The organism is Rivularia sp. UHCC 0363 (genome assembly GCF_034931125.1).
Classification (GTDB): Bacteria; Cyanobacteriota; Cyanobacteriia; order Cyanobacteriales; family Nostocaceae; genus Rivularia.
The window spans coordinates 67581-79517 of the sequence record NZ_JAYGHM010000036.1; the positions used below are offsets into that span (position 1 = coordinate 67581).

The 11937-nt window shown below is 39.6% G+C and carries 12 protein-coding genes; 7 read left to right on the plus strand and 5 right to left on the minus strand.

Annotated features, from left to right (window positions below; all coding sequences use genetic code 11):
* Positions 1-196 precede the first annotated feature (196 nt).
* Positions 197-1456 carry a transposase gene (locus VB797_RS20220; RefSeq protein ID WP_323239532.1) on the plus strand — a complete coding sequence of 420 codons (1260 nt, stop codon included), beginning with the start codon at positions 197-199 and terminating at the stop codon, positions 1454-1456.
* On the opposite strand, the gene VB797_RS20225 is transcribed toward VB797_RS20220, so the two are convergent.
* Positions 1453-1767, minus strand: coding sequence for an FHA domain-containing protein (locus VB797_RS20225; RefSeq protein WP_323239533.1), 315 nt, complete (start codon positions 1765-1767; stop codon positions 1453-1455). The two genes, VB797_RS20220 and VB797_RS20225, sit on opposite strands and share 4 nt — an antisense overlap.
* 324 nt (positions 1768-2091) lie before the next feature.
* Between VB797_RS20225 and VB797_RS20230 the strand changes: the two genes are divergently transcribed.
* Entirely contained in the window at positions 2092-3732 is a 1641-nt protein-coding gene (locus VB797_RS20230; RefSeq protein ID WP_323239534.1) for a protein kinase domain-containing protein, read from the plus strand.
* A 107-nt stretch (positions 3733-3839) separates the two neighbouring features.
* Here the strand turns inward: VB797_RS20230 and VB797_RS20235 are convergent, their stop codons facing one another.
* Entirely contained in the window at positions 3840-4118 is a 279-nt protein-coding gene (locus VB797_RS20235; RefSeq protein WP_323239535.1) for a hypothetical protein, read from the minus strand.
* Between the two features lie 225 nt (positions 4119-4343).
* Between VB797_RS20235 and lepB the strand changes: the two genes are divergently transcribed.
* Entirely contained in the window at positions 4344-4913 is a 570-nt protein-coding gene (gene lepB / locus VB797_RS20240; RefSeq protein ID WP_323239536.1) for a signal peptidase I, read from the plus strand.
* Positions 4914-5027: 114 nt separating this feature from the next.
* Here the strand turns inward: lepB and VB797_RS20245 are convergent, their stop codons facing one another.
* Together VB797_RS20245 and VB797_RS20250 are read right to left on the minus strand one after the other, a co-directional pair.
* Positions 5028-5567: a ComEA family DNA-binding protein gene (locus VB797_RS20245; RefSeq protein WP_323239537.1), complete on the minus strand. Its 540-nt coding sequence runs from the start codon at positions 5565-5567 to the stop codon at positions 5028-5030.
* Positions 5568-5670: 103 nt separating this feature from the next.
* A complete protein-coding gene (locus VB797_RS20250) occupies positions 5671-6045 on the minus strand; it encodes an SHOCT domain-containing protein (protein WP_323239538.1) in 375 nt (124 codons plus the stop codon).
* 675 nt (positions 6046-6720) lie between these two features.
* Between VB797_RS20250 and VB797_RS20255 the strand changes: the two genes are divergently transcribed.
* On the plus strand, positions 6721-7044 hold the full coding sequence (locus tag VB797_RS20255) for a DUF1825 family protein (RefSeq protein ID WP_323239539.1): 324 nt from the start codon (positions 6721-6723) through the stop codon (positions 7042-7044).
* 123 nt (positions 7045-7167) lie between these two features.
* Here the strand turns inward: VB797_RS20255 and VB797_RS20260 are convergent, their stop codons facing one another.
* Positions 7168-9090, minus strand: coding sequence for a transglycosylase domain-containing protein (locus VB797_RS20260; protein WP_323239540.1), 1923 nt, complete (start codon positions 9088-9090; stop codon positions 7168-7170).
* Positions 9091-9250: 160 nt separating this feature from the next.
* Between VB797_RS20260 and tyrS the strand changes: the two genes are divergently transcribed.
* The 3 genes from tyrS to VB797_RS20275 all read left to right on the plus strand — a co-directional run bounded on the left by tyrS (position 9251) and on the right by VB797_RS20275 (position 11907).
* Positions 9251-10441 carry a tyrosine--tRNA ligase gene (gene tyrS, locus VB797_RS20265; protein WP_323239541.1) on the plus strand — a complete coding sequence of 397 codons (1191 nt, stop codon included), beginning with the start codon at positions 9251-9253 and terminating at the stop codon, positions 10439-10441.
* Positions 10442-10542: 101 nt separating this feature from the next.
* Positions 10543-11256, plus strand: coding sequence for an orotidine-5'-phosphate decarboxylase (gene pyrF / locus VB797_RS20270; RefSeq protein WP_323239542.1), 714 nt, complete (start codon positions 10543-10545; stop codon positions 11254-11256).
* A gap of 66 nt (positions 11257-11322) precedes the next feature.
* A complete protein-coding gene (locus VB797_RS20275) occupies positions 11323-11907 on the plus strand; it encodes a hypothetical protein (RefSeq protein ID WP_323239543.1) in 585 nt (194 codons plus the stop codon).
* The last annotated feature ends 30 nt before the right edge of the window (positions 11908-11937 follow it).

Below are 11937 nucleotides of genomic sequence, written 5' to 3' on the forward strand. Positions count from 1 at the left end.
CGAACCCCGACAACTGCCAATTCATTGGTTTTTGATCTTCTTTCTAAGACTACGGATAAATTCACGGATTACCTCTGTTTGGGTTCTATCTTCTTGTTGACAGTAGATTTTTAATACTTCCAACTCTTGCTTCGGGAGCCTGATATCTATACGAGTAGTCATACAAAAGTACGGAACAATGCTGTACAATAATTATATGCTACTAACTTATCAGTTCAAACTCAACCCCGCTCCCGAACAAGTTGTCATTCTTGAGACTTGGGGAGAAATGCTGCGTCGTCATTGGAACTACGCGCTAGGTGAGAGATTGGACTGGTTGAGACGTACAAGGTCGCAGATTGACCGATGTAGCTTAGTTTCTGAACCAATTGGCGAAATACCGTCGAAGCCAGATTACTATACACAAGCACGCAACCTCAAGCAAACTAAAGAGTTATTCCCCGACTACAAAAACATTTATGCCGACTGCCAACAACAAAATTTAATGCGGTTGGACAAAGCGTGGAAGCGCTGGCTAATACCTGACAAGAAAGGGAAAAGAGGAGGGAAGCCACGTTTTAAAAAGCGTGGGGATATTTCTTCATTCACCTTCCCGCGTGTTAATTCCCCTAAAGCTGGCGCACATTTAATAGGTAATATTCTCAAGCTATCCAAGATTGGTGAGATTGAGGTTATTCTGCATCGCCCAATCCCAGACGGTTTTGAGATTAAGCAGGCGACGATTCTTGCCAAGGCTGATGGATGGTATTGTAGTTTTTCTTTAGAAGATAAAACCATCCCCGATGCTTTATCTATTAATAAAATCACAACTGCTACTGGTATAGACGTAGGTTTAGAGAAGTTTTTAACTACCGCTAATGGAGAAAGCATTGAAGTGCCGCAGTATTATCGCAAGGCACAATCAAAGCTAGCTCGTCAACAACGGCGACTTGCTCGTAAAGTCAAAGAATCTAAGAATTTCCAGAAACAAGCGAACTCGGTTGCAAGGACTCATTTGCACGTTGCGAGGCAAAGAAAAGAGTTTCATTATCATGTTTCTCATTGGTTGGTTAACTCCTATGACTTAATTGTTTTTGAAAATTTGAACATTAGAGGATTGGCTAGAACACGACTGGCTAAGTCAATACTTGATGTCGCGTGGGGTGCGTTCCTCCAAATTATGCAAGTAGTAGCGGTAAAACGCGGCAAGCTGACACTTGGAGTTGACCCTAAAGGTACTAGTATTAATTGTTCGAGTTGTGGTGAAAGGGTTGAGAAAACCCTCGCAATTCGTGTTCATAGTTGTTCCTGCGGGTTAGTTATTGACCGAGATTGGAATAGCGCGTTGAATATTTTGAAGCGTGGGTCGGTTGGACTACCGACCCCTGGCTGTGGAGGCTTAGACAGTAGTCAGCCTATGAAGCAGCAAGTCTCATTTGTAAATTTGAGATGCTCTCGCTACACTGCTTGCAGTTAGCGGTGAGAGTTGTCACTGGTAAGTAGAAAACCACTATCTGAAGTGATGCGAGTGCGATCGCGATAAAGTCCGTTAGTACTGGATTTATTTCCATCACCATCATAGATCCGATAGTCTTCCTCTTCTTGACATAAAACCGCTTGAATTCGTCCTACAACCTGCCAATCTCGCGGAACCAACAAATCAGCAAAACTCGCATCACGTCCAATTCTATGTTGCGGTTTGATTAATGGTAGCCGTAAAATTTGCTCTCCATTATTTAACTCTAAATAAGGATTATCAAGAACTGTCGCATTCCCTGTTTGAGTCATTTTTGATCTGAATTATAAATAGATAAATATTGGCTACAAAAAAATAAATTGTGATTTTTCACACGAGAATATTAGCAGTAGAGCCACATAAGAAGAAAGGTAATTTATACAAAAAGAGTTAAGAGTTAGGAGTTAGGAGTTATTAATTGCGAATTGCGAATTGGTAATTGCGTTCGCGAAGCGTCTCCCGAAGGGAGAAATTGCTAATTGTCTCCCCATCTCCATTCGCGTCATAAATCCTAACTTGACTCGTTGCTTATACAATAAAGCGAGTAAAATATATGACTGTGTTCCTTTTGACTTACTAGCGCTTAATTTATACAAATGCTGCTTAATAACCGCTATCGGATTATTCGGACTTTAGGAAGCGGCGGATTTGGTAAAACTTTCCTGGCAGAGGATAGCCAAATCCCTTCTTGCCGTCTTTGTGTAATTAAACAACTGCGACCAATTCAAAATAATCCCCAAATTTACGAGTTGGTACAGCAGCGGTTTGCACGCGAAGCAGCGATTTTAGAAGAACTCGGTGATGGTAGCTCTCAGATTCCGCGATTGTATGCTTATTTCAGCGAGCATGGGCAATTTTACTTAGTACAGGAATATGTTGAAGGAAAGACTTTAACGCAAATTTTGCAAGAGCTTGGTTTGATGGATGAAAACTCTGTCAAAGGAATTTTGATCGGTATCTTACCAGTTCTTGAATATGTCCACTCTAAAGGTATTGTTCATCGAGACATCAAGCCAGAAAATATTTTAATTGATGTTGAGAATAAGCCCGTACTTATAGATTTTGGCGCGGTTAAAGAAACTTTATCGACGATGATGACTACTTCAGGGAATGCCACAAAATCTATTGTGATTGGTACACCGGGATTTATGTCAACCGAACAATCTATTGGAAGACCGATGTTTGTCAGCGATATATATAGTTTGGGGTTAACTGCAATTTATTTGCTGACAGGTAAAATGCCGCAAGAGTTAGCGACAGAACCCGCGACTGGTAAAATATTGTGGCGGCAATATGCGCCCAACGTTAAAAATGATTTTGCAAATATTTTAGATCGGGCAATTGGGTTTGATGCCAGGGAAAGATTCAAGAGTGCCAGTGTTATGCTGCAAGCCTTACAAACTGGTGTTTTAAGCGTACCTTCGGGGGTTTCTCATATTACTAGGGATACTGTCCCTCCCGGAATCACCTTGCCACCCCAAACTTATTTAAGTACAATTTCCATTGCACCACCCTCTTCAATTGCATATGGTCGTCAAGGAAGCGGAAAAGGAATTCTTTTTGGTAGTTTAATTGCGGGTAGCTTGATCGGTGCATCAATACTTATTGGTTTTACTTTATACAAGCAGCCTCAAGTAACCCAACAACCACAACCAAGCGCTTCACCTCAAAAAACTCCAGAAAATTTAAATATAAACCAGCAAAAAAATATACCCACACCTACCGTAACTCCCACAGTAAAGCCAACTTTAACCGTACCACCGGCTATAGAACCCAATGAAACTTTAAAAATAGAACCACCCATAACAGCACAACCTCCTCAAATCGCGAATCCTAATCCCGATCCTCCGATTCTCCGAGAAACTCCCTTATCTCCTCCGATTGAATTCACATCACCAATTCAACGGTCATCACCAGCGCAAGCAGTAGAGAATTATTACTCAATAATTAATCAAGGTCAGTATAAAACAGCTTGGAATCAGCTATCTCCCGAATATAAAGATAACAAGCGTTTTCATCCCAACGGTTATTTTTCTTATTTAAGTTGGTGGAAAGGAAAAGTTGAAAGCGTAGATATCCAACAAGTAAGCGTCTTAGAAGCAAATCAAGATACAGCGATAGTAGATGCTTCGTTGAACTATTCCATGAAAAATGGTCGAATTGTTCTTAGTTCCGTGCGATTCTTTTTGGTATGGGATGCTCAGAATAGTAGATGGATGGTGAAGGATGCGAATTGAGATAAGTAGATGAGTGAAAAAATATCCTTGAGATTAGGGAGTAGGGAGTAGGCAATAGGCAGTAGAAAAGAGGGTTTTGAGAATTTTTTTAATGTCTACTTAAGACATTACATTTCTTCTTCTGCTAACTTTTCAATGTACTTCTGTACGAGAGGTACTTGAAAGCTAATATGAGTTGTTTCCGAATCATTCACGCAAACCATTTGTTTTTCTAAAATCTCTTTACGAATTAGCGATCGCACTATTATAGTTTTATCTACCTTATTTTCTAATTGAGGTTGTTCTCCTCGAACTAATCGATAAAGTAAATTTAGTTCCTCAGCGCTAAAACTTCTCTGTAATTCCCGAAAATACGGTTTGGCTCGTCTAAGTACTATGGGAATCACCCTTTCAACATCAGCTTGAGAAATTTTTGAGTGATTCTATTGGTTTATAATTGCAACGATCAAATATGATGTAAAATTTATCAATATTTATCTAATCAAAAATTCTACATTGCTGGTTCAATGTAAGGCATTTGTTCGCTAAATAACGATTCATGTGCCAAATATCAATACCCATCAAGCTTTATATTATTTGCCAAATTGTTGTAATCCGAGCTAAAAATTTACATGAATTCTCAGGAAACTGATGAAAAAAAGGTTTCGTCATCAAAAGCATGGCGTAGCTTGCGAGAAAATCTGATTCTAATTACCATTGCTTTGGTATTAGCATTCTTCATTCGGACTTTTATCGCCGAACCCCGCTACATCCCCTCAGATTCGATGCTACCGACTTTACATACAGGTGATAGACTCGTAGTTGAAAAAATTTCATACAGGTTTAATCCCCCTAAATTTGGCGATATCGTAGTTTTTCAACCACCCCCGGAATTACAGCGTCGCGGATATCCCGCAGACCAAGCTTTTATTAAGCGCTTGATTGGTAGTCCTGGAGACAGGCTGCAAATTGATAGTGGCAAGGTTTATCTTAATGGTAAAAGTTTGCAGGAAGACTATATAAAGGAACCACCTTCACAACCTTTTCCGCTAATACAAGTTCCTCCGAATCAATATTTTATGATGGGAGACAATCGTAATGATAGTAACGACTCGCGCTATTGGGGCTTTTTACCGCAAAAATATATGATTGGTAAGGCAACGTTTCGTTTTTGGCCTCCCGATCGCATTGGGTTTATATGAAAGTTAGGAGTTAGGAGTTAGGAGTGCGAGCATCTTGCTCGCTAATTACCGATCTTAGTCGTTGTTAAATAAGCTCTCAACCACCTAAATCATATGAGCCTGTACTTAATTTATCTAAAACCGTAAAAAATACATTAACTGAGCGAGTGTTTCACCAGATAAATTCAACCGTTTCTGAAAATCAACTATATTGCGATAGGGACCCGACGAGCTACGATTATCTATTACTGCTTGTGCTAAGGAAGAATCAATAAAAGGTACTTTCAATAAATCGTCAACTGTGGCGCTATTTGGATTTACCACACAGGTAACAGTATCTAAAGATTGGTCGTCATAATAACCAAAAATTAAAATGACTTCTAAAGGTTTTAACCGCTGTGCTGGTAAAGCCAAAGCCGCTGCAATATCTTCTACGCAGTAAAATTTAAGACCTGTTTGTGCAAGTTCTACAAGAGTTCGTGCTTGATGTATAGACAACCCTGGTAAGCGCAACCAATCATCAATAGTAGCTTGATTCGCGTCAATCCGAATCCCAAGCTGAACTGCGATCGCAATTTCTTCCCCCGATTTTAATCGATAATATGGGTCATTAAGTAGTTTTTGACGCAGTTTTTGCAGCCTGGGATTAAGTCGCGGTAGCCAGTTGGGGTTCATGGGAAGAAAGGGAAGATTGAGGGATGGGAGATGGGGAGATGGTGGGACAAGGGGACAAGGGAAAATTAAAATTCTTTACTCCTAACTCCTAACTCCTAAATGTTCACTGTTCACTGTCCAAAAGTTGACGGCGTTTTTGTTCAAATTCATACTCGGAAATTAATCCATCCTGACGTAAAGCATCCAATTCCCGCAAAGCTTCTGCTAGCGCTGCCATAGAAGAAGCTTTATTCGTAGAAATAGATTTTGTTGATTTGCCGGAATTGAAATTACGATCAAAAGTTTCTTCGTCTTGTGCTAAGTACCAAACAGCTTCGATCGCACAAGCCACTTTTGGTATTGGTGTCCAAGAAAGTAAAACATAAAGCAATCCCCATAACGGCTGTCCTAAATAAAATTTATGTAAGCCGGATATTGTGACCGCACCAGATAAAGCTAAAATTGCAGCGATGCTTCGGCTTTTATTTTTGGCAAACATATTCTTAAATTATCTATCATTACCAAATTAAATTACACAGCCGGTTCTTGCTTACTTAAACAAATACGGAAAATGTAACAAACCAAGAAAGTTATATTAACAAAATATTTGGTTTAATTCAGCATTTTAAATTTCGTTCAGTTTCTCAAAATGATTCTAAATAAGTACTTATGCAAAATAAATTAAAGATTTCGTCTGGGGAAGGAATAGGGAATAAGGAAGATTTATATAACTCACGAGTAATTAAGTAATTATATAAATAATTTTGCGTCAGTACTTAATTATTTATCCAAGTTTAATCAAAAGATCGATGACTAATAAATTAAATTTTTGCCTAGCTAGAATCTCGGCAATTATTCTGCCATATCATGTAAAAACAGTTACAGAAAACACTATGGAGTCTTATTATTAAATTAATATTAAAAGTACATATTACTGTTTCGTATTCAAGAGACGTTTATTTTTCACGATAAAATAGGGTTATGCAGAAAAATCATTTTTTCATAGCTGATATTGGTTCAGTATAAAGGAATTTAAACATTCTTAACTGACTTGTAAAGAATCTAAGTAGATAACTTGATATCTCACTTAAGCTTGTTCCCGCTTATTAGTTGTGTAGATTAAGATAAGAAAAGTAACAATATATTAATCAATACTCATTTAAATACAGGTAACATGGGATTTTTCGACTCCGACATAGTTCAGCAAGAAGCGAAAAAGCTGTTTGAAGATTATCAAGCCCTAATTCAACTTGGTAATAGTTACGGTAAATTTGATCGTGAAGGCAAAAAACTTTTTATCAGTCAGATGGAAGCGATGATGGAGCGCTACCGGGTATTTATGAAGCGCTTCGAGTTATCTGAAGATTTTATGGCACAAATGACAATTGAGCAATTGAAAACTCAATTAAATCAATTTGGAGTCACTCCTCAACAAATGTTTGACCAAATGAATCTTACCTTAGAGCGAATGAAAGCCGATTTAGAAAGAAACCCCTAGTCAAATTAAGCAGTAGTCGCGAATAGAAAGCCAGTCCGTTGCGCGGGAACAAGCGCACTTTAGGAACTGGCGTGGAAACCGCTTAACGTTATCTCACTCTTAAGTGTCGTCTTATGCAAAAAATTATTTTGCCCTGGGACGTTTAAATTTTGAAGGTGGCGTAAAACTCTGTACTGGTACGCCTTGCAGCGCCCGCACCATGAAATCGCGCCAAATCGGTGCAACATCACCACCACCTGTAACACCGCTAGATAATTGTCTGTTGTCGTCTCTCCCAATCCAAACGGCGGTAGTTAATTGCGGTACCGTACCTACAAACCAGATATCTTTTTCTGAAGATGTAGTTCCCGTTTTACCTGCTGTAGGACGACCCAGAGCAGCATTTTTACCAGTACCTTCAGAAACTACAGTTTGAAGAATATTGATTGTGGAAGCTGCTGCCCAGGAATCTAATACTAGTTTAGGTTTGGGTGTATTATCTAATAAAACATTACCACTACTATCAGTAACGCGAGCAATAACTGTTGTTGGCGACTGCCAGCCATAATTAGCAAAAGTCGCATAGGCAGAAGCCATTTCCAACGGTGTTACTCCAATCGCACCTAGAGGTAGAGAAGTTACAGGTTCCATTGGACTCATAATACCCAAAGTTCGGCTAGTTTCGACTACCTTATTCATCCCGATAGCTTTACCAACCTTAATTACCGGAATATTTCGAGATAGCTTCAGGGCGTGGCGAATTGACATTGCACCGCCAAAACTGTTGTCATAGTTACGCGGATTATACCAGCCGCTACCGTCTCGATAGCTGACTGGAGTATCGTACACGATTGTATCGGGTGTATACTTACCAGTGGCAAATGCAGTGTAGTAAACAAAGGGTTTAAAAGCAGAACCGGGCTGTCTTTGAGCTTGGGTAGCACGGTTGAATTCACTTGTTTTAGAATCTACACCACCAACCAAGGCTTTAACAAAATGAGTGCGCGGGTCTACAGCTACCAAAGCAATTTGGTTTTTATATACACCGCGACTCAACAGCCGAGAATGCCATTTCTTGACAACATCTTCTGCCATTTGCTGGAAGTTAAGATCGACGGTAGTTTGTACCCGCATACCGCCTTTAAGCAGCGCATCGCGACCAAATTTTTTGGCCAATTCTCGCGACACTTCATTTGTGATGTAAGGTAAAGAACTACGTTGAAACGACTTGATTTTACCTAGCTTGACTTCTTCTTTAAGCGCGTCGTCATGTTCTTTTTGGTCAATCCAGCCTAAAGCTAGCATTCGTCCTAATACGACTTTTTGCTGGAATTTTGCTTTTTTCAAGCTGATAAATGGGCTGTATTGCTCTGGTGCTTGGATTAATCCAGCCATCATTGCCGATTCAGCCAAATCTAATTCGCCAGCCGACTTGTTAAAGTAGCTGCGTGCAGCAGTTTGAACGCCGTAATTGTTATGACCCCAATAAACTTGATTGAGGTACATTTCCAAAATATCGTTTTTAGAAAGAATTTGTTCTAAACGAATTGCTAATACACCTTCAGCCAACTTACGAGTATATTCACGTCGTTGGTTAAGAAACAGGTTTTTCACCAACTGCATGGTGATAGTCGAAGCACCTTGGCTAACTCCACCAGATGTATAGTTAGTGACGATAGCACGTCCTATACCTTTAGGGTTTATACCGTGGTGGAAATAAAAGTCGCTATCTTCACTTGCTAATACGGCTCGCTTTAACTCGGGAGATATTTTATCAGCAGTTACAACTTCGCGGTTAGCTTCTCCGTGTAAACTTGTAAGTAATTTACCTTTGATGTCGTAAATGTAAGTTGTTTCAGAAGGAAAGAAGTTACGTAGCTGTCTGACATCTGGTAAATTACGGAAACTAATTGCTAAGCCGACTAATCCTCCCGCTACAATGGAGCTTGTCAACATAGTGGCAGCTAGCAGAGTTCCTCCAGCTACCTGACCGACTCCTTTGATAAACTCAAAGCCTGACGAAACCGGAGCCTTGGGCTGCTTTTTTTCAAAAGTCCTAGATGACACGGCTATCTCACTTCCTCACTTGTATGTAAATAATATGTCTAATTAATAAAGGCAGGTCAAGGCAGATGTTTTTTTGTAATTATATTAGTTTGTTAGATAAGCCATAAGATTATTTAAGAGCGATCGCCACTAAGTCAACACTATAAGCAACAAAACTAGTATGGAGCAATTTGATTGGCTACATCGGGGTACTGTAGAAATTTTCCCCCAGGGAGATGATAACCATAAAGAATCCGCAAGTTTGGAAAAGCTGTTGGAAACAACAGACAGACCTTTAAGAATTAAATTTGGCATCGATCCGACAGGTGCGGATGTTCACCTTGGTCATAGTATACCAATGCGGAAACTGAGAGCTTTCCAAGATGCAGGTCATACAGCAGTACTGATTATTGGTGATTTTACCGCTAGAATTGGCGACCCATCAGGTAAATCAGAGACACGTCGTCAACTAACACAAGAAGAAGTCAATCAAAACGCTAAAAGTTATTTAGAGCAAGTCCGACCTATTTTGGATTTTGACACTCCAGGTAGGTTAGAAGTACGTTATAACTCCGAATGGCTCGAAAAGTTAGACTTAGGACAAATTTTGGAGTTACTTTCAACGATGACAGTGGGTCAAATGCTAGCTAAGGAAGGCTTTGCCGAACGCTATAAAAAAGAGAATCCTATTTTTATCCATGAGTTCCTCTATCCATTAATGCAGGGTTACGATTCGGTTGCTGTTTCTTCTGATGTCGAATTAGGAGCGACTGACCAAAAGTTTAACATTGCCGTAGGACGAGATTTGCAACGTCACTTCGGTCTCAAGCCTCAATTCGGGCTATTATTACCAATTTTAGTTGGTACCGACGGCATTCAAAAAATGTCTAAGTCTCTGAATAACTATATAGCCGTTAAAGAACATCCCTCCCAAAAATATCAGAAATTACAGGGAGTTCCCGACGAACTCCTATCTCAATACTTTGAACTACTTACAGAACTATCTTTGGACAATCTGCCAGAAACTCCCAGAGATCGCCAAAAATTATTAGCCTCAGAAGTTGTTACTCAGTATCACGGTTTACAAGCTGCCAAAGAAGCAGAACTTGCTGCTACATCCGGGGGCAAAACAGGAGAAGTCCCAGAATATTCTCTAGCTCAAGTTGAATTCCCCGCAAAACTATTCTATCTTCTTAATGTTAGCGGCTTATGTAAAAGCAGTGGAGAAGGTAGAAGAAAAATTCAAGAAGGTGGTGTACGCTTAGACGGTGAAAAAGTTACCGATACCGACACTAGCTTCAATAATCCAACCCAATTACAAGGTAAAGTTTTGCAACTTGGGAAAAATAAATTTATCAAACTAGTAGAGTGATAAAGGTCAAAGGTTAAAGGTCAATAATTAGGAGTTAGGAGTTAATAGTTAAATTTCTCCTCTTTCCCCTCTTACCCCCTCACATCTCCCACAATTCCCCGATGCAAAAAATCATAGTCCCTCTAGACGTAGGGGATGAGTCAAGTGCGATCGCGCTGGTTGAAAAGCTTTCCGAAGTTACTTTTTTTAAGGTTGGTTTGGAGTTGTTTACTAACTGCGGACCAAAAATTATTGAAGTGCTTAAATCTCGTCAAAAAAAGATATTTCTTGACTTAAAGTTTCATGATATTCCAAATACGGTCAAAGGTGCTTGCCGTAGCGCGGCTCGTTATGGCGTAGATTTACTGACTATTCACGCGACGGCTGGTAAAGATGCACTCAAAGCTGCTACTGAGGGTTTAATTGAAGGTGCGGCGCAAGCAGGAGTGGAACCGCCGAAGTTAATTGCTATTACTCTGTTAACTAGTATTTCTTCAAGACAATTGGCCTTCGATCTAAAAATTCCTTTGGAATTACCTGAATACGCTCTGCAAATGGCGCTTTTGGCTAAGGAATCTGGGTTAGATGGAGCGGTTTGTTCGCCTCAAGAAGTAGCAAAATTACGAGAAGTTTGTGGAGATGATTTTTTGTTTGTGTGTCCTGGTATACGTCCAAGCTGGGCAGATAAAGGCGACCAAAAACGGACTTTTACCCCAGCAGAAGCTTTACAAGCGGGTGCCGATTATTTGGTGATTGGCAGACCGATTACTGCTGCTGAGGAACCTGGGTTGGCTTGGAAGAAAATTTGTGAAGAGTTATACCCCTCTCTTTACTAAGGGGAGGGGAAAGGGGTGAGGTTCTACGTTAAGTTTTAGGAGGAAATTTTATATAACGTAATTGTAATGGTTAAAAAGAAAAATTATTATTTATTGTTTGTATTTAGCTGTTGGATTTTTATATCTAATCCACTTAATTATCCTGCATTAGCAGCAAAATCAGTTGTTAATAATCCAAAAGAAAATTCCTGTTCAAATAAAGATTTAGCTTCATTAACAACTAAATTAATGCGGGATTTACCAGCTTATTTCAATCGTGCAACTCAACGCGCTCGCCGTTTAGATAGATCTGTCCAGGTTTATAGCTATATGTTGGTAGCGGGAAAACCTGATTTTCAACCGTTACCGTTAAGAAGTTGGACTGATGAAGCAGATAAATCAGCAAATGGAAAAAATGGAGTTGAACAAATATTTTTTACAACTTTAGAACGTCAGTATGTCAAAGGTAAAGCGGTACAGTTACAAGACTTTCACTGGTTATTTTTGACAAAAACCGAAAGCGGTTGGCGAGTAGCAATGATGTATTCGCAAACAGGAGGTTATCCTAAACAACAACCACCTACACCACCAAGAGAAAGTAGCGATAGTGCTGTAGCTCAGGGAATTAAAACTTGGTTGCGTGATTGTCGAGCGGGAAGTTTGCGATTTTAATAACGGATGTATTTGTTTTAGGTTTTACCT

Bases quoted from the DNA above. Each gene is read 5' to 3' on its own strand.
- VB797_RS20220 (WP_323239532.1), top strand. From the start codon at position 197: ATGCTACTAACTTATCAGTTCAAACTCAACCCCGCTCCCGAACAAGTT.
- VB797_RS20230 (WP_323239534.1), top strand. From the start codon at position 2,092: ATGCTGCTTAATAACCGCTATCGGATTATTCGGACTTTAGGAAGCGGC.
- VB797_RS20245 (WP_323239537.1), bottom strand. From the start codon at position 5,567: ATGAACCCCAACTGGCTACCGCGACTTAATCCCAGGCTGCAAAAACTG.
- VB797_RS20255 (WP_323239539.1), top strand. From the start codon at position 6,721: ATGGGATTTTTCGACTCCGACATAGTTCAGCAAGAAGCGAAAAAGCTG.
- tyrS (WP_323239541.1), top strand. From the start codon at position 9,251: ATGGAGCAATTTGATTGGCTACATCGGGGTACTGTAGAAATTTTCCCC.
- pyrF (WP_323239542.1), top strand. From the start codon at position 10,543: ATGCAAAAAATCATAGTCCCTCTAGACGTAGGGGATGAGTCAAGTGCG.
- VB797_RS20275 (WP_323239543.1), top strand. From the start codon at position 11,323: ATGGTTAAAAAGAAAAATTATTATTTATTGTTTGTATTTAGCTGTTGG.
- VB797_RS20250 (WP_323239538.1), bottom strand. From the start codon at position 6,045: ATGTTTGCCAAAAATAAAAGCCGAAGCATCGCTGCAATTTTAGCTTTA.
- VB797_RS20225 (WP_323239533.1), bottom strand. From the start codon at position 1,767: ATGACTCAAACAGGGAATGCGACAGTTCTTGATAATCCTTATTTAGAG.
- lepB (WP_323239536.1), top strand. From the start codon at position 4,344: ATGAATTCTCAGGAAACTGATGAAAAAAAGGTTTCGTCATCAAAAGCA.